The 25,500-nt window shown below is 64.2% G+C and carries 25 protein-coding genes; 9 read left to right on the top strand and 16 right to left on the bottom strand.

What is annotated here, in order from left to right; all coding sequences use genetic code 11:
* Nucleotides 1-60 precede the first annotated feature (60 nt).
* The 7 genes from PATSB16_RS17010 (at nt 61) to PATSB16_RS16980 (ending at nt 10,407) form a co-directional block, all read left to right on the top strand.
* Entirely contained in the window at nt 61-1,416 is a 1,356-nt protein-coding gene (locus PATSB16_RS17010) for a phenylacetate--CoA ligase family protein (protein ID WP_047215239.1), read from the top strand.
* Nucleotides 1,413-2,606 carry a CaiB/BaiF CoA transferase family protein gene (locus PATSB16_RS17005; protein WP_047215238.1) on the top strand — a complete coding sequence of 398 codons (1,194 nt, stop codon included), beginning with the start codon at nt 1,413-1,415 and terminating at the stop codon, nt 2,604-2,606. The genes PATSB16_RS17010 and PATSB16_RS17005 overlap by 4 nt, the downstream gene beginning before the upstream one ends.
* A gap of 14 nt (nt 2,607-2,620) precedes the next feature.
* On the top strand, nt 2,621-3,550 hold the full coding sequence (locus PATSB16_RS17000; RefSeq protein ID WP_169834628.1) for a CoA transferase: 930 nt from the start codon (nt 2,621-2,623) through the stop codon (nt 3,548-3,550).
* Nucleotides 3,551-3,629: 79 nt separating this feature from the next.
* A complete protein-coding gene (locus PATSB16_RS16995) occupies nt 3,630-4,715 on the top strand; it encodes a hypothetical protein (RefSeq protein WP_083566825.1) in 1,086 nt (361 codons plus the stop codon).
* A 220-nt stretch (nt 4,716-4,935) separates the two neighbouring features.
* Complete coding sequence (locus tag PATSB16_RS16990; protein WP_047216687.1) at nt 4,936-5,961, top strand: 2Fe-2S iron-sulfur cluster-binding protein; 1,026 nt, start codon at nt 4,936-4,938, stop codon at nt 5,959-5,961.
* Between the two features lie 250 nt (nt 5,962-6,211).
* Entirely contained in the window at nt 6,212-9,499 is a 3,288-nt protein-coding gene (icmF, locus tag PATSB16_RS16985) for a fused isobutyryl-CoA mutase/GTPase IcmF (protein WP_047215237.1), read from the top strand.
* Nucleotides 9,433-10,407, top strand: coding sequence for a 3-hydroxybutyryl-CoA dehydrogenase (locus PATSB16_RS16980; protein WP_156884788.1), 975 nt, complete (start codon nt 9,433-9,435; stop codon nt 10,405-10,407). Before icmF ends, PATSB16_RS16980 begins: the two co-directional genes overlap by 67 nt.
* A 49-nt stretch (nt 10,408-10,456) precedes the next feature.
* Here PATSB16_RS16980 and PATSB16_RS16975 read toward each other — a convergent pair whose 3' ends face one another.
* Both PATSB16_RS16975 and PATSB16_RS16970 read right to left on the bottom strand, forming a co-directional pair.
* Entirely contained in the window at nt 10,457-11,416 is a 960-nt protein-coding gene (locus tag PATSB16_RS16975; RefSeq protein ID WP_047215235.1) for an NAD(P)H-dependent flavin oxidoreductase, read from the bottom strand.
* Nucleotides 11,417-11,469: 53 nt separating this feature from the next.
* Entirely contained in the window at nt 11,470-11,913 is a 444-nt protein-coding gene (locus PATSB16_RS16970; protein ID WP_047215234.1) for a winged helix-turn-helix transcriptional regulator, read from the bottom strand.
* 99 nt (nt 11,914-12,012) lie between these two features.
* On the opposite strand from PATSB16_RS16970, the gene PATSB16_RS16965 reads away from it, so the two are divergent.
* On the top strand, nt 12,013-12,759 hold the full coding sequence (locus tag PATSB16_RS16965; RefSeq protein ID WP_047215233.1) for an SDR family oxidoreductase: 747 nt from the start codon (nt 12,013-12,015) through the stop codon (nt 12,757-12,759).
* A 15-nt stretch (nt 12,760-12,774) separates the two neighbouring features.
* On the opposite strand, the gene PATSB16_RS16960 is transcribed toward PATSB16_RS16965, so the two are convergent.
* The 7 genes from PATSB16_RS16960 to PATSB16_RS16930 all read right to left on the bottom strand — a co-directional run bounded on the left by PATSB16_RS16960 (nt 12,775) and on the right by PATSB16_RS16930 (nt 19,755).
* The gene (locus tag PATSB16_RS16960) at nt 12,775-13,410 is read right to left on the bottom strand and encodes a DUF2894 domain-containing protein (protein ID WP_047216686.1); all 636 of its coding nucleotides are present in this window, start codon (nt 13,408-13,410) and stop codon (nt 12,775-12,777) included.
* Entirely contained in the window at nt 13,403-14,050 is a 648-nt protein-coding gene (locus PATSB16_RS16955; RefSeq protein ID WP_047215232.1) for an OmpA family protein, read from the bottom strand. Before PATSB16_RS16955 ends, PATSB16_RS16960 begins: the two co-directional genes overlap by 8 nt.
* A complete protein-coding gene (locus tag PATSB16_RS16950) occupies nt 14,047-16,152 on the bottom strand; it encodes a DUF802 domain-containing protein (protein ID WP_047215231.1) in 2,106 nt (701 codons plus the stop codon). The genes PATSB16_RS16955 and PATSB16_RS16950 overlap by 4 nt, the downstream gene beginning before the upstream one ends.
* A 10-nt stretch (nt 16,153-16,162) precedes the next feature.
* Nucleotides 16,163-16,900: a DUF3348 domain-containing protein gene (locus PATSB16_RS16945; protein ID WP_047215230.1), complete on the bottom strand. Its 738-nt coding sequence runs from the start codon at nt 16,898-16,900 to the stop codon at nt 16,163-16,165.
* 93 nt (nt 16,901-16,993) lie between these two features.
* Nucleotides 16,994-17,971: a DMT family transporter gene (locus tag PATSB16_RS16940; RefSeq protein ID WP_047215228.1), complete on the bottom strand. Its 978-nt coding sequence runs from the start codon at nt 17,969-17,971 to the stop codon at nt 16,994-16,996.
* A 145-nt stretch (nt 17,972-18,116) separates the two neighbouring features.
* Nucleotides 18,117-18,971: an alpha/beta fold hydrolase gene (locus tag PATSB16_RS16935; protein WP_047215227.1), complete on the bottom strand. Its 855-nt coding sequence runs from the start codon at nt 18,969-18,971 to the stop codon at nt 18,117-18,119.
* An 88-nt stretch (nt 18,972-19,059) separates the two neighbouring features.
* A complete protein-coding gene (locus PATSB16_RS16930) occupies nt 19,060-19,755 on the bottom strand; it encodes an alpha/beta fold hydrolase (protein ID WP_047215226.1) in 696 nt (231 codons plus the stop codon).
* A 167-nt stretch (nt 19,756-19,922) separates the two neighbouring features.
* Here PATSB16_RS16930 and PATSB16_RS16925 point away from each other — a divergent pair, with 167 nt between their 5' ends.
* Entirely contained in the window at nt 19,923-20,555 is a 633-nt protein-coding gene (locus PATSB16_RS16925) for a CGNR zinc finger domain-containing protein (protein WP_047215225.1), read from the top strand.
* A 58-nt stretch (nt 20,556-20,613) separates the two neighbouring features.
* Here PATSB16_RS16925 and PATSB16_RS16920 read toward each other — a convergent pair whose 3' ends face one another.
* The 7 genes from PATSB16_RS16920 to PATSB16_RS16890 form a co-directional block, all read right to left on the bottom strand.
* Nucleotides 20,614-21,756, bottom strand: a complete 1,143-nt coding sequence (locus tag PATSB16_RS16920; RefSeq protein WP_083566824.1) for a diguanylate cyclase — start codon at nt 21,754-21,756, stop codon at nt 20,614-20,616.
* A gap of 146 nt (nt 21,757-21,902) precedes the next feature.
* Nucleotides 21,903-22,832 carry an MBL fold metallo-hydrolase gene (locus PATSB16_RS16915; RefSeq protein WP_047215224.1) on the bottom strand — a complete coding sequence of 310 codons (930 nt, stop codon included), beginning with the start codon at nt 22,830-22,832 and terminating at the stop codon, nt 21,903-21,905.
* Nucleotides 22,829-23,275 carry a MaoC family dehydratase gene (locus PATSB16_RS16910; protein ID WP_047215223.1) on the bottom strand — a complete coding sequence of 149 codons (447 nt, stop codon included), beginning with the start codon at nt 23,273-23,275 and terminating at the stop codon, nt 22,829-22,831. The genes PATSB16_RS16915 and PATSB16_RS16910 overlap by 4 nt, the downstream gene beginning before the upstream one ends.
* Before the next feature lie 17 nt (nt 23,276-23,292).
* A complete protein-coding gene (locus tag PATSB16_RS16905) occupies nt 23,293-23,526 on the bottom strand; it encodes a DUF1289 domain-containing protein (RefSeq protein ID WP_047215222.1) in 234 nt (77 codons plus the stop codon).
* 13 nt (nt 23,527-23,539) lie between these two features.
* Entirely contained in the window at nt 23,540-23,974 is a 435-nt protein-coding gene (locus PATSB16_RS16900; protein WP_047215221.1) for a thioesterase family protein, read from the bottom strand.
* 38 nt (nt 23,975-24,012) lie between these two features.
* Nucleotides 24,013-24,528, bottom strand: a complete 516-nt coding sequence (locus tag PATSB16_RS16895; protein ID WP_047215220.1) for a YbaK/EbsC family protein — start codon at nt 24,526-24,528, stop codon at nt 24,013-24,015.
* Nucleotides 24,525-25,463 carry a hydroxymethylglutaryl-CoA lyase gene (locus PATSB16_RS16890; protein WP_047216684.1) on the bottom strand — a complete coding sequence of 313 codons (939 nt, stop codon included), beginning with the start codon at nt 25,461-25,463 and terminating at the stop codon, nt 24,525-24,527. Before PATSB16_RS16890 ends, PATSB16_RS16895 begins: the two co-directional genes overlap by 4 nt.
* Nucleotides 25,464-25,500: the final 37 nt, after the last annotated feature.

The raw sequence follows: 25,500 nt of genomic DNA, 5'->3' as shown, positions 1-25,500 counted from the left end.
TTGCCAGGAAGGTTTTTTTAAAAAAAAGATGTCCAAATTTATTGGGACAAGGAGACAACGATGGAGACTGCTGAAGCAGAATATGAAACCGGCGATTTCATGACCCGGGAAGACGTGTTGGGCATACAGGCCGCCAAGTTGGCTGGATTGGGTGCCAGACTGGCGGGTTCCGCGGTTTGGCGAGATCATTTCAGGAAGGCCGGACTTCACCCGCAAGACCTCGCTGACAGGCAGGCGCTCAGTGCGTTGCCGCCCCTCGAAAAGGCCGATGTGAGGGCGCATTACCCGTTCCCCTTTCTGACCGTGCCGGTTGAGGACGTGGTGCGCTTTTGCGCGACCTCGGGCACGACCGGCCTGCCCGTGCTGTTCGGTTTTACCCGCCGCGATTGGGAGCGGACCGTTGTCAAACAGTTGAGCCGAATTTTCCGGACCGTGGGAATCGCTCCTGGCGACCTCGTCTACCAGGGCTACGGTTACGGTATGTGGATCGGCGGAACATCGATGGATCAGGCTTTGCATGCCTATGGCGCCGTCAACTTCCCGATCGGTCCCGGGCGCGGGGAGTTGGTAATTCAATGGCTGCGCGACCACCGTTATACGGCAACGACCATGTCGCCACTGTGGCTCATGACGCTTATTTCCCTTGCGGAGAAGGCTGGGATTGACCCAAAGAGAGATTGGCATCTGCGGCGCGGACTGTTTGGCGGGCAGTCTGTGTCAGCGTCATACCGCAGGGAGATGGAGTCGCTGATGCCCGCGGGCTTCATGGCACACAACATCTACGGCACGACCGAGGCCGGGGGGCCGATTCTCGCGGTGTCCTGCGAGCATTCCCACGAAGCGGACGAAATGCATCTCATCAACGACGACTCGGTGATGACGGAGGTGCTTGACCCCGTCACGCTTCGCCCCGTTCAGCCCGGAGAGGTTGGAGAGATCGTGATCACGACGCTCGAAAAGGAAGCCTCGCCGGTGGTGCGCTGGCGCACGCGCGACTTGGTCAGGCTGTCCGACCATCCATATGATTGTCCCTGTGGGCGCAGTGGATTCCCGCTGATTGGCCGCATCGTAGGGCGCTCCGACGATATGTTGAAAGTGCGCGGCGTCATGGTCTACCCATCGCAGATTGAAGACGTCATCACAGGCATCGAAGGGACGGTCAAGGAAGCCTGGCAGATTTACGTCGCGAAAGGCGACAGTCACCTTGACTCGGTCGAGGTGGCCATCGAGCGTGCATCGAGCTGCGGTAAATCGGACGCCGAGATCGCCCGGGAAGCGCAGACCAAACTCAAGGCGCGGCTCGGGCTGTCATGCAAGGTTGTCTGTCACGGCGAAGGCGTTTTGCCCAGATATGAATCCAAGGCCGTGCGGGTTGTCGCCCGCGGCGATGGAGTCGAGGGAGGACAGACGTCATGACGTCGCTGCACGGACTCAAGGTCGTCGATCTATCGCGTGTGTTGGGCGGACCCTTCTGCACGCAATTACTGGCCGATCACGGTGCGACGGTGATCAAGATCGAACCCCCGCAGGGCGACGAGACCCGAGCATGGGGGCCCCCTTTCGAGGGCGACATGTCATCCTATTTCATGGGCGTCAACCGCAACAAGCTCGGCATGGCGCTGGATTTGACACAGCCACGCGGGCGCGATGTGCTGTTGGACCTGTTGGCCGATGCGGACGTGCTGGTCGAAAATTTCAAGCCGGGAACGATGGAGAAGTGGGGATTGGGTTTCGAACAGTGTCTGTCGGAGAAATTTCCCCGGCTGATTCATTGCCGAGTGTCCGGCTTCGGCGCCACGGGACCCTTGGGAGCGATGCCCGGCTACGATGCGGTGGTGCAGGCGATGTCGGGCCTGATGTCGGTCAATGGCGAACGCGATGCACCGCCCCTCAGGATGGGCGCGCCGGTCATCGACATTGTCACGGGCATGAACGCCGTGATCGGCATTCTGCTGGCTTTGCACGTGCGCGAGAAATCCGGACGCGCGCAGTTCGTCGAAGCGACGCTCTACGACTCCGGCATCTCGCTGATGCATCCCCATCTGCCGAACTATTATCTGTCCGGTCGCTCCGCCGGCCGGTCAGGCAATGCACATCCGAACATTTGCCCTTACGACCTGTTTCCCACGGCAACCTCGCCGGTCTTCCTGGCGGTTGGCAATGACGGCCAATTCGCCAAATTCTCGGAAATCGTGGGCGCGCCTTTATTGGCCGTCGACAAGCGATTTCAAACCAACGCGCAGCGGCTTGCGCACAGCGGGGCGCTTCGAGAGGAAATCGAGCGATTGCTCGCGCATCTCGATGGCTCGATGCTCGCAGAGAACCTCATGAGGGCGGGGGTTCCGTGCGGGGCTGTGGCGAATGCCGCGGCGGTGGCCGAGCATCCACATACCTTGCATCGCGAAATGATCGTGAAAATTGCCGATTATGTCGGCACGGGGTCGCCGGTGAAGCTTTCCAGCACGGGGCCGCAGTATCGGCTGGCGCCGCCCTTTTTCGCTCAGCATGCGCAGCAGATTCTCGAGTCGCTCGGATACGATGACCAGACAATTGCCGACATGTTTTCCACCGGCGTGGTGCCGGTCGCCTTGAAGGGGGCTGCCTGATGAAACCGCTCAGCTTGTCCGGCATCAAGGTGGTGAACTTCGGTCTGAATCTGCCTGGGCCAATGCTGGCTGCCAGGTTGATGCGCAAGGGTGCCGACGTGCAGCATATCGAACCCCCTGCTGGAGATCCGACCAGGACGATGTTTCGCGCCGCCGACGGCGTGCCATTGCTTTACTCGTTGCTCCATGACGGCGGTGATACCGTCATGCTGGATTTGCGGGACAGCGCACAGCGTGGTGTGGCGCTTGCCCAATGCGAGAGCGCCGATATCGTGATCGACACTTTTTTGCCCGGAGCGTTGGGCAAACTGGGGATCGACGAGGGGGGCCTGCGCGGCAAAAACAAGGGACTCATTTACTGCTCGATCAATGGCTTTGCCCGTCGTGCAGATTCCTTCGCCTTGCCGGGGCATGACATCAATTTCCTGGCGGCCAGCGGCGTGGCCGATGCTCTTGGGTTGTCGCCGACAGGTCCGCTGCCACGATTCCCGATCGGGGATATCGTCGGCGGCGTGCTCGCGGCCGAGGCGGAGATTTTTGCCGCGTTGGTGGCGCGATCGCGCGATGGTCTCGGGCGCCGGATCGACATCAGTATCGTCGATGTTCTCGACGACTTGAATGTGATGGCGAAGATCGGAGCCCGAGTGCCGGAGGATCCCTTCAGTGCATTTCTCTCGGGGCGCTTTCCCTGCTATCGATTGTATGAGTCGGCCGCGGGCGGCACCGTTGCCCTGGGGGCATTGGAGCCCAAGTTCTGGGAGCGATTCTGCGTTCTGATTGGACATCCCGAACTGATTGCGCATCAATTTGCCGCGCGTGAGAGCGCTGTCGGATGTCATCAGACTATCGAATCGGTGATGCGCGGCAGAAGCGCCGCATTGTGGGAGGCCGCATCTCTTGCGTCCCCTTGCTGTTTGACCGAGGTGAAAAAAACAAATAATTAATATACCGTCCAGACGGGTTATTAATTATAATGCTGTCATCGCCTGACAGATGAATGATCAACCATTGCGGAGACTATCGATGACCAAACTAACGACAGAGCAGCTTGCCAATCAGATTTCGGTGCCACCGGTGCTCCTCGACGAGATGCCGGATCCCGAAAAGCTTTTGTTTTCGGCGAATGCCGCCCCTGTTATTGAAGCGAAAAACATCTTTCCGCTGGAATGGAAGGTCGAGACGCCAAAGCTGTATGAAATGTACGATTCCGCCCGAGACCCGGGCTGGTCGCCGCATACCCTGCCGTGGCATACGCTGGACGTCGACTCGCTCACCGTCGACCAAAGGTACGCGGTGGCCTACTGGTTCACGCTGCTGTCGGTCTTTGACGGCTCCGGGCCCACGGTGTTTGCGCGCGCGATGATTCACACATACGAGAGCAAGCAGGAAGACCCCATTCGAAAATGCTTCTTCTCGGTTGTCAGAGACGAGATGAACCACGAGGAAGTGTGCGGTCGTGCCATTCGCCTCCTTACGCCCGACGGCCCGCTCAACTACGAACCGAAAACGGTGCTCGGAAAGCTCGCGCGCAACAACGTTCAATGGCTTTACTACAACGGCTCGCGTTACTGGAACGGCTTTAACAAGGCGGTCGACAAATATCCGTTGCCGATCCTGTTCACCTCGTTCCTGTTCGGCGAAGTGGCTTCGTCCACGTTGTTTCATGGCATGTACCAAAAAACAACGATCCCCGTATTCAAGGAGGCATTCCGCCGGATCGGACAGGATGAAGGCCGTCATCTGGGCATCTGTTTGACCGTGCTTCAGAAACTGCTGCCGCAACTGACAGATGAAGACAAAGAGATGATTTCGATCCAGCTCCGGGCCGGATTCGTCTTCCTGTCGGGCATCCTCCATGAACCGCCGGGACAGTTCTGGGATTTGCCGGCGACCTTCATACCCGCACAACGGCAAATCGAGGAGGTCGCGCGCTCCGCGGGACTTGGCGTTCTTACGCTGGAGGAGCGCGTGGAGAACTGGCGAACCGCAGTGTTGCGAATGAAAGCCAACCTGGATCCCTACGGGATTGAATTTCCGGCGCTGCCGGAGGTCGGCATCAGCGGCAAGGAGGTCGTCTACGATCCGGAAAAAGTCATTCCAATATTCTGAGAAATATGGACTGCTTATAAACATCACTTCAAAAAATAAAGACTGGAATCCGCCCCAGGATAAGCAATCGACCGCCCCCATCGCTCATGCCTGGCGCGCGATTTCGCGGCAGCTGAATTCGCCGGCGGGCACCGGTGAACGCTACGGCCAGGCACGAGCGGGGGTATCGCTTGCCCGGGTGGATCCACAACAGGAGACTCAGGTCATGACGACATGTGAAGTGACCGTGATCAATACCGGAGAGCAGTTTTCCGTGGATCAAGCCGAGATTATTCTCGATAGCGCGCTGGCACAGGGCATCCGGATTCCTCATCAGTGCCGAGGCGCGTCGTGCGGCACATGCAAAGTCAGGGTGTTGACGGGAGCAGTCGATCACGGTTGGTCTCTCGGCCTGGCGATTACCGACGAAGAGAAGGGGCAAGGCTATTGCCTGCTGTGTCAGGCGCGGGCGATTACCCCGGAGTTGCGAATCGAGATACCGAGCGGCGTCGGCGGGGGCAATGAGCAGGCGACCGAGATGTGCACGGAAGTGCTCAGCGTCGTCAGCCTGACGCCCAGAGTCAAACGGGTCGTGCTCGCTACGCCGGCCGACCGGACGTTCGTGTATCCCGCCGGTTCCTATCTGGAAGTGCTGGTCCCCGGTGTCGACCCCAATCGAATGTATAGCCTCGCCTCGGCCTGCCGAAACGACGGGTTATTGGAGTTGTTTGTGTCTCGCCACGCGTTTGGCGAGGCGAGTGGGTTCATCCACGACACATTGCGGGTGGGCGACCTGATTCGGGTGCGCGGCCCGTTCGGCGCCTGCCGCCTCCCGGATGGGGCGGGCCCCGTGATCGGGCTGGCCGGCGGCACGGGTCTTGCACCCGTACTCGCCATCCTCGAAGACGCCCTGGAGCGTGGTGCGGACGAGCCCATGCTGCTGCTGCACTCCGTGAGCCAGACGCGCGAAGTCTTTGCGCTGGACCGCCTCGTCGGCCTTTCGCGACGGCACGACAATTTCAAGTATCAAATTCTCGTGACCGACGAGCAAAGTCCATACACGTCACATCCAATGTTCGCGCCGGCGTGGATTCGGCAAACATTTTCGTCATTGGCGACGCATCGCGCGGTAATTGGCGGGTCACCCGGATTCGTCGAGGCTTGTGCGCAAACCTGCATCTCTCTGGGACTCGATGCGGCGCGTATCTCGACAGATAGCTTTGTGCCGAGCGAACGCCGCGCCATTGACGAGAACGCTCACCCCTAGCCGGCATTGGCGCGCCGCTCGGGGTCAGCGCATGCGCCGCTGACCCCCAAGGCCCGCTCGAGATGGTGTCGAGACCGCGCCTGGCCGGCCCCGTTGGTAAATCAGGAGCGTTGCCGGAATCGTGTTACGTTAACGTAAACGTCAACACGCAAATCCGTTCCGCTATACTGTTTGAAACCGATGCCCGATCGGCGAGGCGTTCCTGTGCCGCGCGGGCGATGCGAAGCGTGCGCTTTGCCAAGGGGGAGACATGACCGATTTATCCATCGCGCAAAAACTCACCGACTACAAGCCCGGCGTGCGGTTGCGCTTCGTCACCGCGGCCTCGCTGTTCGATGGCCACGACGCGGCAATCAATATCATGCGCCGTATCCTGCAGGCCAGCGGCGCGGAGGTGGTGCATCTGGGGCACAACCGCTCGGTGGCCGAGGTGGTCGATGCGGCGCTGCAGGAAGATGCGCACGGCATCGCCGTGTCGAGCTATCAGGGCGGCCACGTCGAATACTTCAAGTACATGATCGATCTGCTGCGCCGCCAGGGTGGCGAGCATATCAAGGTGTTCGGCGGCGGCGGCGGGGTGATCGTGCCGGAGGAAATCGCCGAGCTCGAAGCCTATGGCGTGACGCGCATCTATTCGCCGCACGACGGTCAGCAGCTGGGTCTGCAGGGCATGATCAACGACATGCTGTACCGCTGCGAGACCGAGCTGGGCGATCTGTCGCAATTCGCGCCGAACTCGCTCGATGCGGTGCTGGCAGGCGACCGGCGCGCGCTCGCGCAGTTGTTGACGGTGCTGGAAAACGGCAAGGTCGACGCCGGCCTGCGTGACACCCTGCGCGCGCATGCCAAGACATCGCGCGTGCCGGTACTGGGCATTACAGGCACCGGGGGCGCCGGCAAGTCGTCGCTCACCGATGAGCTGATTCGGCGCTTCCGGCTCGATCAGGGCGACAGCTGGCGCATCGCCGTGATCGCGGTCGATCCGTCGCGCCGCAAATCGGGCGGGGCGCTGCTGGGCGACCGCATCCGCATGAACGCGATCGGCGACTGGGGCCAGGGGCCGCGCGTGTTCATGCGCTCGCTGGCCACGCGCGAGGCCGACAGCGAGATCTCGCCGGCGCTGCCCGACGTGCTGGATGCGTGCAAGGTGGCCGGCTTCGATTTGATCGTGGTGGAGACCTCGGGTATCGGCCAGGGCAACGCGGCGATCGTGCCGCACTCGGACCTGTCCCTGTATGTGATGACGCCCGAGTTCGGCGCGGCCAGCCAGTTGGAAAAGATCGACATGCTTGATTTCGCCGACTTCGTGGCGATCAACAAGTTCGACCGCAAGGGCGCGCGCGATGCGCTGCGCGACGTCGCCAAGCAGGTGCAGCGCAATCGCGAGGCATGGAGCACGCCGCCCGAGCAAATGCCGGTCTACGGCACGATGGCCGCGCACTTCAACGACGATGGCGTGACCGCCTTGTATCAGGGCCTGCTGTCGGCACTCAAGACAAAGGGACTGAAGGCCGAGGCGGGGCGCCTGCCGGTGGTCGACGGTCATATGCCGAGTTACCGTGGCGCGATTTTGCCGCCGGCGCGCAGCCGCTATCTGGCGGAAATCGCCGATACGGTGCGCCATTATCACCAGCGCGTGCAAGCTCAGAGCCGCGTGGCGCGTGAGCGCCAGCAACTGCGCGAGTCGCGCCGCATGCTTGCCGAGGCCGGCGGCGACCAGGCCGGCGCCGAGCAACTTGGCCAACTGCTGGCCGAGCGCGATGCTCAACTCGGCGCGAACGAAAAGAAGCTGCTTGCGCAATGGCCGCAAACGCTCAAGGCCTATAGCGGCGACGAATATGTGGTGAAGATCCGCGACAAGGAGATTCGCACCGCGCTGACCTACACGACGCTCTCCGGCAGCCGGATTCCCAAGGTGGTGCTGCCCAGGTTCGTCGACGAAGGCGAGATTCTGCGCTGGCAAATGCTGGAAAACGTGCCGGGCTCGTTTCCATACACGGCCGGCGTGTTTGCCTTCAAGCGCGAGAACGAGGATCCGACCCGCATGTTCGCCGGCGAGGGCGACGCGTTCCGTACCAATCGCCGCTTCAAGCTGGTCTCGGAAGGCATGCCGGCCAAGCGTCTGTCGACCGCGTTCGACTCGGTCACGCTATACGGCTTCGACCCGGGCGAGCGCCCCGATATTTACGGCAAGGTCGGCAACTCGGGCGTGTCGATCGCCACGCTCGACGATATGAAAGTGCTGTACGACGGCTTCGACCTTTGTTCGCCGAATACCTCGGTGTCGATGACGATCAACGGACCGGCGCCGACTATCCTGGCGATGTTCTTCAACACGGCGATCGATCAGCAACTGGCCAAGTTCGCCGCCGACAACGGACGCGAGCCGACCGACGACGAGATCGCCAAGATCCGCGCATGGGCGCTGCAGAACGTGCGCGGCACCGTGCAGGCCGACATCCTCAAGGAAGACCAGGGGCAGAACACCTGTATCTTCTCGACCGAATTCAGCCTGAAAGTGATGGGCGACATTCAGGAGTATTTCGTCCATCACCAGGTGCGCAATTTCTATTCGGTGTCGATCTCCGGCTATCACATTGCCGAGGCGGGCGCCAATCCCATCTCGCAGCTCGCCTTCACGCTGGCCAACGGCTTCACCTACGTCGAAGCCTATCTGGCGCGCGGCATGCATATCGACGATTTCGCGCCGAACCTGTCGTTCTTCTTCTCCAACGGCATGGATCCGGAATATACGGTGCTCGGGCGTGTCGCGCGCCGCATTTGGGCCGTGGCGATGCGCGAGAAATACGGCGCGAACGAGCGCAGCCAGAAACTCAAGTATCACATCCAGACCAGCGGGCGCAGCCTGCATGCGCAGGAAATCGACTTCAACGACATCCGCACCACGCTGCAGGCGTTGATCGCCATTTACGACAACTGCAACTCGCTGCACACGAATGCCTACGACGAGGCCATTACCACGCCCACCGAGGCCTCGGTGCGGCGCGCGTTGGCAATCCAGCTCATCATCAACCGCGAATGGGGTCTGGCGAAAAACGAAAACCCCAACCAGGGCAGCTTCATCATCGAGGCGCTCACCGATCTGGTCGAAGAAGCGGTGCTGCAGGAGTTCGAGCGTATTGCAGAGCGCGGCGGCGTGCTCGGCGCGATGGAAACCGGTTATCAGCGCGGCAAGATCCAGGAGGAGTCGCTGTATTATGAGCACAAGAAGCACGATGGCTCGTATCCGGTGATCGGCGTCAATACGTTCCTCAATCCGCATCAGGCCGATGCGCCGACTGCCATCGCGCTGGCGCGCTCCACCGAGGAAGAAAAGCAGTCGCAGCTCAAGCGCCTGCGCGAATTCCAGGGCGCACACGCCGACGCGGGGCCGGCCATGCTCGAGCGCCTGCGGCAGACCGTGATCGAAAACGGCAACGTGTTCGCCGTGCTCATGGACGCGGTGCGGGTATGCTCGCTGGGCCAGATCACCAGCGCGCTGTTCGAGGTGGGCGGGCAGTACCGGCGCAACATGTAACGGCCCCGCGGCAACGCCGACGGGGCGCCAATTTTCATCAATCGCGAAGAGGCAGGAAGATGGGTATTCAGAAGGTAGGCATTATTGGCGCGGGCACGATGGGCAACGGTATTGCGCAGGCCTGCGCCGTGGTGGGGCTGCAGGTGGTGATGGTCGATATCAGCGAGGCCGCCGTGCAAAAGGGCATCGCCAATGTCGCGGGCAGCCTGGATCGCCTGATCAAGAAAGACAAGATCAAGCCGGCCGACAAGGACGCCGCGCTCGCGCGCATCGCGGGGTCGACCGATTACGCGGCGCTCAAGAGCGCCGATATCGTGATCGAGGCAGCCACCGAGAATTTCGATCTGAAGGTGAAGATCCTCAAGCAGATCGATGCGCTGGTGGGCGCCGAGACCATCATCGCCTCGAACACCTCGTCGATTTCGATCACCAAGCTGGCGGCCGTGGTGTCCCATCCGCAGCGCTTCATCGGCATGCATTTCTTCAACCCGGTGCCGCTCATGGCGCTGGTCGAAATCATCCGCGGCCTGCAAACGGGCGACGCCGCGCATGCGGCGGTCGAAGCGTTCGCCAAGGAACTCGGCAAGACCCCGATCACCGTGAAAAACGCTCCCGGCTTCGTGGTCAACCGCATTCTGGTGCCGATGATCAACGAGGCCTTCTTCGTGCTGGGCGAAGGCCTGGCCACGCCCGAGGAAATCGACAACGGCATGAAGCTCGGCTGCAATCATCCGATCGGGCCGCTGGCGCTGGCCGACATGATCGGCCTCGACGTATGCCTGTCGGTGATGGAGGTGTACTACGAGGAGTTCGCCGATTCCAAATACCGTCCCTGCCCGCTGCTCAAGGAAATGGTGGCCGCGGGCTACCTGGGCCGCAAGAGCGGGCGCGGCGTGTACACGTATTGATTTGATTGCTTGACGCTGGCACGTGCGCCCGCACATGCCGGCGTTTTGCTCAGGCGAGCAGCCGCCGACGCGCGGCTTCGTATTCTTCCTTCAATTGCGCGACGATCTGGCCGGCCGGCTGCACGCTTTCCATCAGCCCAACGCCTTGCCCGGCGCCCCAGATATCCTTCCACGCCTTCGCTTTTGAAGTGCCGCCGGAAAAGTCCATCTTGCTTTTATCCGAGGCCGGCAGATTGTCCGGATCGAGGCCGGCATTGAGAATGCTCTGGCGGATGTAGTTGCCGTGGACGCCGGTGAACAGGTTGGTGTAGATGATGTCGGCCGCGCTGGCGTCGACGATCGCCCGCTTGTATTCGTCGGTCGCGTGCGCTTCCTCGGAGGCGATGAAGCGCGTGCCGATGTAGGCCAGATCGGCCCCCATCGCCTGCGCGGCGAGAATCGCGCCACCGGTCGCGATGGCCCCGGAGAGCACCAGCGGGCCGTCGAAGAATTTACGCACCTCGCCCACCAGGGCAAACGGCGAAAGCATGCCCGCATGGCCGCCGGCACCCGCGGCCACCAGAATCAGCCCGTCCACGCCGGCTTCGAGCGCCTTCTGCGCGTGCCGGATGTTGATCACGTCATGCAGCACGATACCGCCGTAGCTATGCACCGCGTCGAGAATCTCCTTGATCGGCGCGCGCAGGCTGGTGATGAAAATCGGCACCTTGTGATCGATGCACACGCGCACGTCGTGCTCGAGCCGCGCGTTCGATTGATGCACGATCTGGTTGACGGCCAGCGGGCCGACCGGGCGCTCCGGATGGGCCGCCTTGAACGCGGTGAGTTCTTCGTTGATGCGTGTGAGCCACTCGTCGAGCAGCTCGGGCTGGCGCGCGTTGAGCGCCGGGAACGAGCCGACGATGCCGGCCTTGCATTGGGCCAGCACCAGCTCGGGGTAACTGACGATGAACATCGGCGAGGCCACGACAGGCAGCGCCAGATTTTGCAGCAGCGGCGGAAGAGCCATGCAACATCTCCTCGATTTGGCGGGTAATGAACGACCGTTCGATTATAGGGGCTTCACCGGCGCTCGCGCGCAATCGAATTGGAGGGTTGCTTCGAGACCGCCGCAAACGCCTCACGCGCTTTCTGAATCTCGGCGTAGTGCTTTTCGGTCCATAGCCAGACGCTGCAAAACGCCTCGCTCAGGCTCTCGCCCAGCGGTGTCAGCGCATAGTCGACATGGGGCGGGATAACCGGGTGCACCGTGCGCACGACCAGTCCGTCGCGCTCCATTTCCCGCAGGGTCTGGGTCAGCATTTTCTGGCTGATGCCGCTCACCGTCTTGCCGATCTGCGTGAAGCGCAAGGTGCCCTTTTCCTGCAGCAGGTCGAGGATGATCATGGTCCACTTGCCGGCGACCTGGCCGATGATTTCATGCACCAGTGCCTCGACCTCCGGGGCGAGCGGTGGATAGGTCTTCGTGGGTGGCGACGCCGTCGGTTCCTTCGGAGTTTTGTTCATGTCGCTCTCCTTTTAGTAAGTACAAATCTTTTGGGTGCCTACTTCCGAATGGAAAGTGATTGCATTATCGTACAAACCGTCAACTTAAAGGAGTCGTTCATGAACATCACGGGAAATACCATTCTGATTACCGGCGGCGCGTCGGGCATTGGCCGGGCGCTGGCTGAAGCGTTTCACAAGCTGGGCAACCAAGTCATCATCTGCGGGCGCCGCCAAGCCGCCCTGGATGAAGTCACCGCAGCCAATCCCGGCATGGTGTCGTTGCAACTCGACATCACCGACAAGGCCAGCATAGCGGCATTGGCCGAGCAGGCGATCGCCCGGTTCCCCGCGTTGAACGTGCTGATCAACAACGCCGGCATCATGCGCGAGGAAGATATCAAGCAGTCCCCCGCGGAACTCCACGATGCCGAGCAAACCATCGCGACGAACCTGTCGGGTACGCTGCGCATGAGCGCGGCATTGCTGCCGCATTTGCTCGAACAGCCCCGCAGCACGCTGGTGACGGTCTCGTCGGGCCTGGCCTTCGTGCCGATGTTTTCGTCGCCGACCTACAGCGCCACCAAGGCGGCGATCCATTCGTATTCGATGTCGCTGCGGCATCAGTTGCAGGGCACGTCCGTCGAAGTCGTCGAGATCGCGCCGCCGTATGTGCAGACCGAATTGCTCGGCGAGTTCCAGGCTACCGACCCGAATGCGATGCCGCTTGCGGAATTCATCGATGAAGTCATGGAGTTGCTCGAACGCGGCGAGTCCGAGGTCATCGTCGAGCGCTGCAAGCCGTTGCGCTTCGCCGCCGAGAGCGGCCGGATGGCCGAAATGATCAGGACGGTCAACCGGCTATAACCGGGTCGTGCGTGCTCAGCGGGACTTCGCGGCGCGTTTTGTTTTGCGGCCGGCGGGGTTGTCGACCGGCTTGGCCGACGGTGTGTCGTTGCCCGGCATGGCGCCGTCGCCGCTCAATTGCGCGAGCCACGAGAGGGCGTCGACGTATGACAGAAAGTGCCGCAGGTAACCGGGCGAGACCTCTCGCATGAGTTCAAGCGAGCGGTGCACGAGGCTGCTGGAATTGAGCGGACCGGCATTGGCCGGCACGTGGTCGAGCGATCGTCGCAACTGCTGCTCGGCGCTGAGTGCCGCCCAGGTTTCCCGGAAATAGTCGAGCAGCGCCAGTTCCGGATAGCCGGGCGCGCGCTGCGCCGCGCCGCCGTCGGCGATCGCCTCGAGCAGGTCGGCCAGCGGTCCCCGCGTATCGCTTGCTCCGCTCGAGTGGCTTGAGCGACTCGCTGGGGCGCCGGCGTGCCGTAGATCGTCGGCATACGCTGTCAGCAGCGCCGACAGCCGCTCATCGAGCAGGCGGCGCGCCTGCCCGGTATGACCGGCGGCGCGCCGCTGCAGTGCGTCGATGAAAGCAAAGCGCACCGGATCAAGCCGGTCGGCGCCGCTCGCACGCCAGGCCTCGAGCGTTGCGCGGGCCTGGTCGGCGGCGCTAGTCATGCAGGCCGCCATCGGTGGCTCCCGGGCGCGGCACGGCAGCGATTTCGACGCGCCGGTTCCTGGCCCGCCCCGCCGCGTCGGTGTTGCTGCTCACCGGTTGCTGCGAGCCGAATGCCGCCGCAAATACCGACGAAGCGGGAATGCCCTCGTCGATGAACGCACGCGTGACAGTCAGCGCGCGCTGTGCCGACAGTTCCCAGTTATCGGCAAAGCGCCGATTGGTCGAGCGGACTGGCAGGTCGTCGGCGAATCCACTGACCATCAGGATCTGGTCATGCGTCTTGAGGTAGGCCGAGAGCGGTCCGACCAGGCTCTTGAGCAGCACCCGGCCTTGCGGTTGCAGCTGATCGGAATTGAGCGCGAACAGCACGCTGCCGCTGATGCCGATGCGCCCGTTGATGAGCGTCACCCGGCCGGCCGCGAGCGGCCCCGCCAGCGCCTGCTCCAGCGCGTGACGCCGCTGTGCCTCGAGTTGCCGCTGCCTGATCTCGTGCTCGAGCTTGACCGACAGGCCCAGCTGCACGCCGAGCACCGCGACCAGGATCAGCACGAAGGCGCCCAGCAGCACCGACATCAAATCGCCGAAAGCCGCCCATACCGGCGCGCTCGGTTCGGCGCCGCCGTCGATCTCCTCGTTCATGCGGCCTCGACCCCATTGACGAGCGGCCCGCCCAGGCGCTGCAGGTCTTCGATGATCTGCTTGTGCGACATCATGCTCAGATCGATCACCTCCCTGGCCTGCGCAACGTAATAGGCGAGTTGTTCATCGCTGCGCACGAGCGATTTTTCCAGCGCGGCCTCAATGCGTTGCAGGTGCGCTGTCAGCTTCTCGTTGGCCTGGCCGAACGATTGCACCGCGGCGCCGAAGGCTTCGCCAAGGCTGGCCACCTCGAGCGCGCCGCCGCTCACCTGGGCGGCCACGTCCGCGAGCTTGCCGGTCTCGGCCTCGACCCGTTCGGTGAATTCTCCGCCAACGCGCTGCAGCAGGCCGGCCGAGCTCGCCACCAGCGCGTCGATCGCCGCGCGCTGCTCGTTCGATGCGTGATTCACGGCAACGAGCAAGGTCTCCACGGTAGCCAGCAAGCGGCTGCGCTCCTCGAGCGTCGCGGTATCGCGCGCCAGGCTCTCGGAGAGTTGCTCGCGCAGTTGGGCGACCATGTCGGCGGCGGCCTTGGGCGCCGCGGATGCGGCCTGCACGAGCTGGGAAATTTCGGCGATCGTCTGGCTGGCCTGCGTTTGCGCCTGGGCCGAGATTTCGCTCGCGGTACGCGCCAGAGTCTCGCAGATCGCGTGCTGTTGCTGCTCGCCGCGGGTGGCGGCTTGCGCCAGCTGTTCGGTGAGCCCCGCAGCCATCTCGCCGAGGCTCTCGTGCCAGGCTGCCAGCCGTTGTTCTTCGCGCCGGGCCGATGCGCTTTGCCAGTCTTCCTGCCAGCGCGTATGCGATTCGCTCACGCTGCGCAGCAGCGACGCCGCGTGCTGCTCGACGGCCGCGGCGGCCGCCTCCAGTGACTGCTGGTGGCGCCCGGCCAGCCGCTCGTTGGCCTCGGCATGCTGCGCCAGCGTTTGGGCCCAGGTTTGGCTGGCGCTGGCCGTGGCGTGCTCGAGCCGCGCCGAGACGCCCTCGACCAGGCTCGTCGAACGTTGCTCGAAGGTTTCGACGACGCGATCGAACGAGGCGCTCAGATCCCGGGCGGCGCGCTCGCCGGCCTGGCGCTGCTCGGCCAGCGCACGGCTCCAGGTCTCGGCGATGGAGGTATTGGTCGCGGCCAACCCGCTTGCCAACGCGTCGAGCTGCTGCTGCACGGCTTGCGTAACGGTCTCGCGCTGCGTGGCTGCCTCGCGCGTGAGTTCCGCCATGGTGGCGGCCATTACCGGCTGCAGCGCGGCCCCTGCGGCCTGGGCGCCCTCGGCGGCGCTTTGCCGCAGCGATTGCCCGACCGAATCGGCCAGGCGCGCATAGGCCGCCTCCGTTTTGTCCAGGAATGCCTGCTGAGTGGCCAACTGTTGCTCGCTCGCCGTGCGGCTGTGCTGCGCCAGGGCGGTCATCACCGCTTCGAGGCGGTCGACCAGCGCGGGCATGGTCTCGGTTTGGCGCTGCAGCAGCTTAAATGCCTCCTCGCGTTGATGGGCGTGCGAATAGCCGCGCAGCGTGGTGACGATCTTCACATCGAGTGCTTGCGCCGCCTGCAGCCGCTCACGGCGGCACATGGCCGAGAGCAATCCCAGCATCGCGGAGGTGCAGACGCCGGCGATCGATGTGCCGAACGCGAACGCGAGCCCCTTGAGCGGCGCATCCAGCGAGGTGCGGATTGCCTGCAGGTTGGCCGCGCCGTCCAGGGCGGCTCCGGTACCCTTGAGCGTGGCGACCATGCCGAGCAGTGTGCCTAGCATGCCCAGCAACACCAGCATGCCGACCAGATACGGCGTCAGCGCGGGCCCCGGCAGGGCCACGCGCTCGCCCTCGATGCGCAGGCGTACCGCGCCACGCAAGTCCGGCGGCACTTGCCCTAGCCAGGTGTCCAGCGCCGGCGGCGGCTCGGCCAGGCCAGCCACCGCATGTTCGAGCGCGGCGGTGGCCTGGGCGTAGCGTTTCAGTTCAAAGGCCCCCGCCAGATAGCAGGCGCCCACCACGGCGGTGGCCGTCAGCGCCAGCGGGTTCGAGCCGGCATAGCCGGCGCCGATCCAGCACACGGCGGCCAAGCCGACCAAAAAAACCACAAGATGAAAGCGATATCTGGACATGGCGTCCCAATTAACAGGTGCGCAGGGCGGCAAGCAGCCCCGCGATCGGTTGAAAACGAATCTCCAGCTCGGCCAGCAGGATCCGCTGCATATCCAGGCGGAACTGGCCCAGCCAGGCGCGCGCGGCAGCCGGCATGGCCGCCTCCGACACATCGGCCTGCATCTGCTGCCCGGCCTCGCGCAGCCGCTCGAAGTGCACGCCGAGCAGGGTGGGCACGGTGGCCAGCAGTGCCCGCTCGCGGGCGTCGAGCGCCTGCTCCAGGCTGGCGTCCAGCGCCGCGAGCCGTGCCAGCTCCGGGGTCCGGGCCATGAGTTGCCGGCGCAGCCGCTCGCGCAACAGGCCGATGTCGGTTTGCATCGTCTGCTGCATGGTGAGGTAATCCTGGCGAAACACCGCGAACTCGGGGGCCGGGTCGGCCGTGTTGCGCCGCACCGGCGCGCGCGACGCCGTGCGGCGACCGGCGCTGCTTACCACGCCGCTGGCGCCGGCGATGGCGTTGGTCAGCGCGGTACGCACCCGTGCGCAAATGCGTTCGGCATCATCACCCGCCGAGCGTGCATCGGCGTGGGCCGGCGCCCGGGTGCTCAGCGCCGAGGACAGCGTGATGGCATCGGTCCAGCTCAGCCATTGGCCGAGCCGGTCCGCCAGAGACTGCCCGGGTTCGGCAACGTCGAGCTGCGCGAGCCGCGCCAGCAAGCGAACCAGCGCCGGAGCGCCCGGCGTTGTACGTTGCGGGACTTGCACCATATTGCTTGTGTCGAAAAAGGCAGCAGTTTACACGCTCGGACGTTGCCGGTGCTCATGTCGTGTCCGGACCATGCCGCTCGCTGATAGCCATCTTCAGGCTTCGCCCTCGGCGAGCGCCGCATTCATGCGTTCCTGGTCGCTGCGCGCGGGAATTTCGCGGTTGACCAACCACAGCGCGACGCAGATCAACAAGCCGCCCGCTGCCTGCAGCCACGACAACGTCGTGTCGAGCAAGAAAAACGATAGCACGACGGTAAACAGCGGCGCGAGAAACAGATATCCGCTGGTTCTGGTGGCCCCGCCTTGCCCGAGCGCGACGAACCACAGGCCGAACGAGCCGGTCGAGGCCGGGATCGACAGCCAGAGAAACCATCCCCATTGGGTCGGATTGACCGCTGCGGGCCAGTGCTCGCCGCTAGCGTACGCGATGACCAACAGGGCGACCGAGCCGATCAGCATTTGCCAGAAGCTCAGGGCCCAGGCCCCCATTGGCAGGTTGGCACGCTTGTTGACGATGGTGGCGGCCGCCCAGCACACCGCGGAGGCCAGCCCAATCAGCTCGCCGGCCAAGGCGCCCGGGGACGAGAGCGTGCCGGCGCCCAGCCCGATCGCGAGCACGACGCCGACGATTCCCAGCAACAGGCCGGCGGCCCGATGCCGATGCAATGCCTCGCCGAGAAACAGCCGACCCAACACCGCTACCCAGATCGGATTGGTGAAAAGCAGGATCGCCGCCGTGGCTGCCGAGATCGAACGCATGGAGAGAAACAGCAGGCCCATCACCGCCGCGGTTTGTGTCAGCCCGATCAGGGCAACCAGGGCCACATCGCGCGCTCGCATGCCGCGGGGCGCCAGGGCCGCACGCAGCGAGCGGTTGTCGAGCCGCGCCAGCGGCAAGGTGGCAAGCGCGGCGACCAGAAACCGCCAGCCCACCAGCGACATGGGAGCAAACCCCTGCGCCAGCAGGATCTTGCCTGACACGAAGCTCGACCCCATCAGGAAAGTCGAGGTGACCAGAATGACGAAAAATCCAGCCTTGCCGGCATGGGATGCATGATGATGGCCGCTCATTTGCGTGGCCTCCGTGTGTGCCAGCGTCGATTGATTTCGGGGGGGGTTCTTGCTGCTGGCCGCACTGGGGCGCTGGCGTGCCAGTGCGGCGCCGGAGCGCCGTGAATGGCCGGGCAACCGCGCTGCGCATTGCCCGGGTCGCGGCTCAACGTGTCAGGAAATCCACGATCGCCGCGCCGATCTGTGCCGCATGCGTCTCCAACGCAAAATGCCCGGTGTCGAACATGCGCACCACCGCATTGGGCAAGTCGCGCTTGAATGCTTCGGCGCCGGCCGGCAAGAAGAACGGATCGTGCCTGCCCCACACGGCCAGCAATGGCGGTTGATGGATCCGGAAATATTGCTGGAACGCCGGGTACAGCGCGACGTTGCTTTTGTAGTCGCCGAACAGATCGAGTTGAATCTCGTGCGCACCCGGCCGGCTCAGGTAAAACGCGTCCAGCGAGTAGCCATCCGGCGACACGCTGGTCGGGTTCGGCACGCCGTGCGTGTACTGCCAGACCGTTGTCTCGTCCGTGAGCAGTGCGCGCAGCGCCTCGCGATTGGCTTGCGACGGATCTTGCCAATAGGCGCGGATCGGATTCCAGCCCTCGCTCAACCCCTCTTCGTAGGCGTTGCCGTTCTGCGAAATCAGCGCGGTGATTCGTTCGGGGTGCTCGAGCGCGAGCCTGAAGCCCGTCGGTGCGCCATAGTCGAACACATAAACCGCGAAACGCTCGAAGCCGATCACTTCGGTGAAGCGCCCGATGACCTTGGCGATATTGTCGAACGTATAGGCAAACCGATCGCGCCCGGGCATATCCGATTGTCCGAAGCCGGGCAGGTCCGGTGCGACGATGTGGAAGCGGTCCGCGAGTTCGGGGATCAGGTCGCGAAACATATGGCTCGCACTCGGGAAGCCGTGCAGCAGTAATAGCTTCGGCGCGCCCGGCTGGCCCGCTTCGCGGTAGAACACCTTGAAACCGTCGACGTCGGCATGGCGATAGGTAATGGCAGTCATGATTTTCATCCCAAAGAAAAGTAAAGGAGGGGGGACACGGGCACCCAAACGCGGCGCCCAATTGCGGGGAATGCAGGTCGTGAGGTCGCTAGCTGGCCGAGATGGTCCGGGCCGCTTCGACAATGAGGTCTGTGACGACGCCCGGCGCGCTGACCATCGGTGTGTGATCGACCGGGTGCGCATGGATGCGCGCACCCATGCGGCGCGCCATGAAGGACTGCGTCTCGGGGTGGATCATCCGGTCCTGCCCGGCGACCAGAAACCAGCTGGGGCGGTCGCGCCAGAGCGGGCGCTCGAGCGCCTGCCCGATGCATGCCGCCGCGATGGGGCGCTGTACCGCTGCGAGCACCGATAGCTCAGGCGGCGAAGCATATTGAGCAAACGCCGTCGCGAACGCTTCGTGCGGCAGCCAGATCAGGCCATGGCGATCGGGCGCCAGGTGGGGGGCTTGCGGGTGGGGCTCGGCGCGATAGAACACATCGGCCACAGTTTCGCCCTCGTCGGGCGCGAGCGCCGCGACATACACCAGCGCCGCGACGCGCTCATTGCGGGCGCCTGCAATGACGGCGCCCGCGTAGGCATGACCGGCCAGCACCACCGGGCCATCGATTCGCTCGAGTGTGCGCTCGAGCGCGGCGACGTCCTCGCTCAACGAGGTCAGCGGCAAGGGCGCTGCGACGGCATCGATATGCTGCGCCCGCAGCATGTCGATCACCTTGCGCCAACTCGATCCATCCGCCCATGCGCCGTGCGCCAGTACAACGCTTACGTTATTCACCCACATGTCTTGCTCCTTTGGAGAAAGGCGGCCGTTACCGGGAGACCGTGACGTACCGCAAATTTGTAACCTCTATTTGTGTTTTTTAAAGGTTACTAAATCAATTGGTAACTTGTCAAGATAGTTTTTAGGGGTTACACTTTTCTTATCGTTTTTCCTTCCTCATTGCCCCAATGGACTACCGTCAGATTCCCGCGATATTCGTGGCCGATGCACCGGGCCTCGACTTTCTGAATTCGATCGCCACGCCGACGGACGAACCGGTCGACTGGCTCGCCGACGGCGAAGGCTTGCTGGCATGGCTGGCCCAGGCGAACCTGGTGCCGGCTTCAGTGCTTGCCGAGATGCGCTCGCGGGCCGCGCCAGCCGAACTCGACGAAGTGGCGGCGCAGGCGCGCACACTGCGCGAGTGGTTTCGCGGCTTTGTTGGCAAACGCAAGGGGCGGCCGCTGGATACCGTTGAATTGAGCGAGATCGAACCGCTGAACCGGTTGCTCGCGCAGGACGATCAATATGGCGAGGTCGTGGCCGGCGCGGTAGACGGAGGCGCGGCCTTGAGGCTACGTTCGCGCCGCCGCTGGAAATCGCCGGCGTCGTTGCTGATGCCGATCGCCGAGGCGCTGGCGCGACTGGTCTGCGAGCAGGATTTCACCTACGTGAAGGCGTGCGAGGGGCCGCGCTGCACGCTGCTGTTTGCCGATCACACGCGCGCTCACGCGCGTCGATGGTGCAGCATGGCGATCTGCGGCAATCGCGCCAAGGTGGCGGCGCACCGCCAGCGCGCGAAGGTACGCGAGCAGGGTTGAACCCGGCGCGCCGGACCGAGGTCGCCGGCGCGGCGCCGAACCGGGCGTGGTGGCCTGCTCAACAGACCACCAGGCGATCCCGGCCCAGGCGCTTGGCCTGATACAGCGCGTGGTCGGCCTGCTGCAACCATGCGTCCGGGCTGGGGAATTCCGCGGAAAAGGCGACTATCCCCGCGCTCGCGGTGCAGCCGGGCGGCATTTCCCGATCAAGGCTGGTTTGCGCGCGCAGCCTGGCGAGCAGCCGGTCGATGATCGGCTCTGCCTGATCGGCGTTCACGCCGGGCAGGATCACGCCGAATTCCTCGCCGCCATAGCGGCCGATGATGTCTTCGCTGCGCAGGCTCTCGCGCAGCGTGCCCGCGAATTTCTGCAGCACCAGGTCGCCGGCAAGATGGCCATGCGTATCGTTGATCTGCTTGAAGTGGTCGAGATCGAGCATGATCAGGCAGGCGGGCCGGCCGCTGGCGAGACACTCACCGAAGGTTCTGGCCAGGCAGACTTCCCAGTAAAAGCGGCTGAACAGGCCAGTGAGCCCGTCGTGCTGGTTCAGGTATTCGAGTTCGCGGGTGCGCTGGGCGAGCTTTTGCGACATTTCGTAGGTCGCCTGCCCCAGCGCGATCGGATAAAGCACCAGCATTGGCAGGCAGGTCACGATATTGAACATGTCGGAGGTCGGGGCAACGTGCAGGCCGAGCACGCCGGCGCCGACGACGGCGCCCACCGCGTGCGCGATCAGGCCTCGCCAGAACAGCGCCAAGCCGCCTGCGCCGATATCGTCCATCGACAGCATGGTGATGAGCACCAGGCTTGGCAGCAGGTTGAAACGCATCGCGACGACCCAGAAACCGCCGAATGCCGCGTCGATCATCAGATTGCGGCGCTCGCCCCGATAGGGCACACGGGCGCGCAACGCAAGGCGATAAGCGAGGTGCGGCCAGAGGTAGCCGTGGAACACCAGGAGTGCCCACAGCCAGGGGGCGGCGTGCAACTGGTGAAAGACGCCGGCGACGCAGAAAAAGCCGATTGCGCATCCCATCGTGCGCAGTCGATAGATCCGGAGGGCAAAGCGTTTGCCTCTGCCGGTCAGCGCTTTGGCCGCCGGCGGCGGATTCGGCGCCGCGGACGACGGCTCGGCGGGTTGGCGGTGCAGGGATGCGTCTTCGGCCAGGCGAAGCTTCGCTTTCCCTTTACTGGTTTTCATGGCGGCGGCCCATTTCGATTGGGACGCTCGTTCAGTACCGGCGCGTGACGGATCGCGGTAACTAGGCCCCTTTACGGCGATTATCTCTCAATTTGATGGATTTTCCGGTCGCTTATCACGCTCAGGCGCAAAAGCTGTGACAAAAGTCAAGGTTGGTCGACGGCATTCAAGGTGTCGCCGTCGGTTCGAACCGCGCCTGCGCGTGCCAGTTCGCCGCAGAGTTCGTCGAGCAGCGCCGGCCAGTCGGAGGGCGGTGCCAGCATCGCGGCGGCCGCGCGCATCACCTCTGCCTGGGCGAGCATTGCCTGCAGCTCTGCGCGCGCGAGCTGGCGCACCGACAACAGCCGGAATACGATCAGCACCTTCAGCGCGTTGCGGGCGTTGCGGCGCGGATCGGCACGCAGGTAGGCCAGCCGGCTGCGGGCAACGTCGAGCGCGCGGGCGGGCTCGCCAAACGGCGCGCCGTGCCCGGGAATCACGCAGCGAACCTCGAGCTCGCCGATCAGATCGAGCACTGCGGCCTGCTCGGCAAAACCCGACGCGCCGTCGAGCTCCGGGAAAATCACGCCGAAGCCGTTTTCCCACAGCGCGTCGGCAGAAATCAGAATGGCCTCGGCTGGGCAGTACAGCATCAGCGAGTGAGGGTCGTGGCCCGGCGCGCCCAGCACCTGCCATGCCAGAGCGCCGAGCGTGATCGAGTCGCCTGGCCGCAGCGTACCGTCGAAGGCAAAGCGCGCGCATTGCTGCCCGGTGGCACGGTAGCTCAGGCGCGCTTCGTCCCAGTCGCGCACGACATCGGCCTCGGCGGCCGGAATCAGGGTGCGGCACCCGTAGCGCTGCTGCAGCAGCGCGTTGCCGCCGCAGTGATCCGAATGCAGATGCGTATTGATGATGCGCCTGAGGCCTTGCGGGTGCGTGGCGAGCGCGTTTTCCACCAGCGCGAGCGTTTGTTCGGCATGCGAAACATAACCGCTGTCGACCAGCGTCGGTTCTTCGTCCAGGAACAGGATGTTGTTGGACGACAGCCAGCCGCGCTGCAACACGCGCATCGAGGCTGGCAGCGGCGGTGTGCTCATGCGGGCTCGGTGCCGGGCTGTGAGCGCGGGCAGACGAGAATCGTGGCGGTGCCCAGCAGGGCCGTTTCGCCGCGCTGGTTGATGGCGCTGCCGTGCAGCGTGACGATGTCGCCGCCGAGCTTGTCCTTCCATACCGCGTCGTCCACCGTCCATTGCATGGTGACGGTGTCGCCGACGCCGACTGCCTTCTTCAGCCGCACGTCGAACTCCAGGCCCAGCGGCTGGCGATCGATCGAGTAGTGGGTGGCCAGCATCGCGCAGAAATACGACATCGGCTGGGTGCCCGAGGCGATCAATCCGCCGAAACGGCTCGCGGCAGCGTAGCCGTCGTCCAGATGCAGGGGGTTGTTGTCGTTGGCGAGTCGGGCAAAGGTTTTGATGTTCTCGGCGGTAAACGAGAACGTGTCGCAGAAGGTTTCGCCGATTTGAACGATGCGTCCCATGGGTTATCGAGTCGGTGTCAGGAGGATTCGCGCGCATGCTGCGCACGCCGGGCGTCGAGTGCTTGCCACACGTCGCGCTTGGCTGCCTCGGAGAGCGCCGACCACGCGGCGATCTCGTCGAGCGTGCGCCAGCAGCCTTCGCACCAGCCGGTGGCCGGGTTCATCCGGCAGATATTGGTGCAGGGCGACGGCACCGGCGAAGCGGGCGGCGTCTGCGGCACTTGCGGTGGCGCGGCGGGGCGGGACGACATGCGGCGCGGCGTATTAAATGGCCAGGCCGAGCTTGTCGGCCTTCTCGCGCAGTTTGGTGTGAAAGCGCGTGTTATCGACCAGCATGCGTTCGTGCACGCCTTCGGTGATTTTGTCCAGGCCGTCCCAGGCTTCGACTTCGAATTTGAGCCGGCGTCCGTCGATCTCGACCAGCCGCCCCTGGATGCGCAGGGTGTCGCCGGCCGGCGTGGCGGCCAGATGCGAGAACGAGATCAGCGTGCCGAGCGACTGCTCCTGCGGCCAGTCGAGGTACGGCTGGATCGCCTGCAGGCAGGCGCATTCCATGATGCCGGCCATGTAGCCGGTGGCGAGCACCGCCGGCATCTCGCGGCATGGCGCAATGTCGTCGTACAGCTCGGGCACCAGGGCCTTGCGCGGCACCTGGTAAGTCCACTCGAACGCGAAGCCGGGTTGCAGGGCAGCTTGCATCGGCGAATCTCCAGTAAAAAGGTTAAGGAAAGGATCGGTCAGTCGCGCAGCGCGACGTCGGCCACCGGCGCGCCGGTCATCGCCTCGAGCTGCTGCGGACTCAGGTTGAACACCGCATGGGGATGGCCGGCGGCGGCCCACAGGCTGTCGAGCGCGAACAGATCGGCGTCGATCAGCATCACCGGTGGCGTCAAATGACCGATCGGGCACACGCCGCCGATCGCATAGCCGGTCTTGTCACGCACGAACTTGGCATCGGCCTTGGCCAGCGGGCCGACCTGCGCGGCGACCTTGCGTTCGTCGACCCGGTTGGCCCCGCTGGCGATGACCAGCACCGGGGCGTCGTCGGCGGCGCGCCGGAAGATGATCGACTTGGCGATCTGGGCCACGTCGCAGCCCAGGCCGGCGGCTGCTTCGGCCGAGGTTTTGCCGGTTTGCGGCAGCATCACCACCGGTTTGTCGTGACCGGCTTCGGCGAGCAGGCGCGCGACCCGTTGCGCGCTCTCGGGCAGGGAGGTATCGATATTCATGGCAAGCGTGCTGGCTGGATTCATGCGCTGGCGGCTGCGGCCCGATCGCGCATCTTGGTGAGCAGCGCGCGGCCGGCGCGCGAGGCGTTGGCGCGCCCGATCGCCTGCGAGATGAAGTCGCCCGTCTCGACGACCTGCTCGAGGTCGATGCCGGTCTCGATGCCCAGGCCCTGCAGCAGGTACAGGACGTCTTCGGTGGCGACGTTGCCGGTCGCGCCCTTGGCATAGGGGCAGCCGCCCAGGCCGGCCACCGACGAATGGAAAATCGTGATGCCGCTGAGCAGCGCCGCGTAGATATTGGCCAGTGCCTGCCCGTAGGTGTCGTGGAAATGGCCCGAGAGGCGCTCGATCGGGAATACCTTGGCGGCCGCCTCGATGACCGTGCGCGTCTGCCCGGCGGTGCCCACGCCGATGGTGTCGGCAATGTCGATTTCGTCGCAGCCCAGCGCCTGCAGACGTTGCACCACGTCGACCACCGCGGCGACCGGCACCTCGCCCTGGTAGGGGCAGCCCAGGCAGCAGGAGATCGCGCCGCGCAGGCGCAGGCCGGCGTCCTTGGCCGCACGCGCGACCGGTGCGAAGCGGGCCACGCTCTCGGCGATCGAGCAGTTGATATTGCGCTGCGAGAACGCTTCGCTGGCGGCGCCGAAGATCACCACCTCGTCGGCGCGCGCGGCCAGCGCGCCCTCGAAGCCCTTCATGTTGGGTGTGAGGACCGAGTAGATGGTGCCGGGGCGGCGCGCGATGCCGGCCATGACCTCGGCACCGTCGGCCATTTGCGGCACCCACTTGGGCGAGACGAACGAGGCGGCCTCGACGTTGGCGAACCCGGCGGCCGAGAGCCGGTCGACCAGTTCGATCTTGGTGGCCAGCGGCACCAGCTGCTTCTCATTCTGCAGGCCGTCGCGCGGTCCGACTTCAATGACCTTGACCTGCCGGGGTAACTGCGTCGCACTCATATTTGCCTCCTGTTCGGCGCGCCGGCGGACGCCGGGC

The organism is Pandoraea thiooxydans (assembly GCF_001931675.1).
GTDB classification, from domain to species: Bacteria; Pseudomonadota; Gammaproteobacteria; order Burkholderiales; family Burkholderiaceae; genus Pandoraea; species Pandoraea thiooxydans.
This window is presented reverse-complemented; position numbering and strand designations above follow the sequence as displayed.

Excerpts from the sequence above, each read along its gene's own strand:
- PATSB16_RS16960 (WP_047216686.1), bottom strand. The coding sequence starts at position 13,410 with ATGACTAGCGCCGCCGACCAGGCCCGCGCAACGCTCGAGGCCTGGCGT.
- PATSB16_RS16950 (WP_047215231.1), bottom strand. The coding sequence starts at position 16,152 with ATGTCCAGATATCGCTTTCATCTTGTGGTTTTTTTGGTCGGCTTGGCC.
- PATSB16_RS17010 (WP_047215239.1), top strand. The coding sequence starts at position 61 with ATGGAGACTGCTGAAGCAGAATATGAAACCGGCGATTTCATGACCCGG.
- icmF (WP_047215237.1), top strand. The coding sequence starts at position 6,212 with ATGACCGATTTATCCATCGCGCAAAAACTCACCGACTACAAGCCCGGC.
- PATSB16_RS16920 (WP_083566824.1), bottom strand. The coding sequence starts at position 21,756 with ATGAAAACCAGTAAAGGGAAAGCGAAGCTTCGCCTGGCCGAAGACGCA.
- PATSB16_RS16900 (WP_047215221.1), bottom strand. The coding sequence starts at position 23,974 with ATGCAAGCTGCCCTGCAACCCGGCTTCGCGTTCGAGTGGACTTACCAG.
- PATSB16_RS16965 (WP_047215233.1), top strand. The coding sequence starts at position 12,013 with ATGAACATCACGGGAAATACCATTCTGATTACCGGCGGCGCGTCGGGC.
- PATSB16_RS16935 (WP_047215227.1), bottom strand. The coding sequence starts at position 18,971 with ATGACTGCCATTACCTATCGCCATGCCGACGTCGACGGTTTCAAGGTG.
- PATSB16_RS16915 (WP_047215224.1), bottom strand. The coding sequence starts at position 22,832 with ATGAGCACACCGCCGCTGCCAGCCTCGATGCGCGTGTTGCAGCGCGGC.
- PATSB16_RS16975 (WP_047215235.1), bottom strand. The coding sequence starts at position 11,416 with ATGGCTCTTCCGCCGCTGCTGCAAAATCTGGCGCTGCCTGTCGTGGCC.
- PATSB16_RS16940 (WP_047215228.1), bottom strand. The coding sequence starts at position 17,971 with ATGAGCGGCCATCATCATGCATCCCATGCCGGCAAGGCTGGATTTTTC.
- PATSB16_RS16955 (WP_047215232.1), bottom strand. The coding sequence starts at position 14,050 with ATGAACGAGGAGATCGACGGCGGCGCCGAACCGAGCGCGCCGGTATGG.
- PATSB16_RS16995 (WP_083566825.1), top strand. The coding sequence starts at position 3,630 with ATGACCAAACTAACGACAGAGCAGCTTGCCAATCAGATTTCGGTGCCA.
- PATSB16_RS16895 (WP_047215220.1), bottom strand. The coding sequence starts at position 24,528 with ATGAATCCAGCCAGCACGCTTGCCATGAATATCGATACCTCCCTGCCC.
- PATSB16_RS16905 (WP_047215222.1), bottom strand. The coding sequence starts at position 23,526 with ATGTCGTCCCGCCCCGCCGCGCCACCGCAAGTGCCGCAGACGCCGCCC.
- PATSB16_RS16890 (WP_047216684.1), bottom strand. The coding sequence starts at position 25,463 with ATGAGTGCGACGCAGTTACCCCGGCAGGTCAAGGTCATTGAAGTCGGA.
- PATSB16_RS17005 (WP_047215238.1), top strand. The coding sequence starts at position 1,413 with ATGACGTCGCTGCACGGACTCAAGGTCGTCGATCTATCGCGTGTGTTG.
- PATSB16_RS16910 (WP_047215223.1), bottom strand. The coding sequence starts at position 23,275 with ATGGGACGCATCGTTCAAATCGGCGAAACCTTCTGCGACACGTTCTCG.
- PATSB16_RS16970 (WP_047215234.1), bottom strand. The coding sequence starts at position 11,913 with ATGAACAAAACTCCGAAGGAACCGACGGCGTCGCCACCCACGAAGACC.
- PATSB16_RS16980 (WP_156884788.1), top strand. The coding sequence starts at position 9,433 with ATGCTCGCTGGGCCAGATCACCAGCGCGCTGTTCGAGGTGGGCGGGCA.
- PATSB16_RS16925 (WP_047215225.1), top strand. The coding sequence starts at position 19,923 with ATGGACTACCGTCAGATTCCCGCGATATTCGTGGCCGATGCACCGGGC.
- PATSB16_RS16945 (WP_047215230.1), bottom strand. The coding sequence starts at position 16,900 with ATGGTGCAAGTCCCGCAACGTACAACGCCGGGCGCTCCGGCGCTGGTT.
- PATSB16_RS16930 (WP_047215226.1), bottom strand. The coding sequence starts at position 19,755 with ATGTGGGTGAATAACGTAAGCGTTGTACTGGCGCACGGCGCATGGGCG.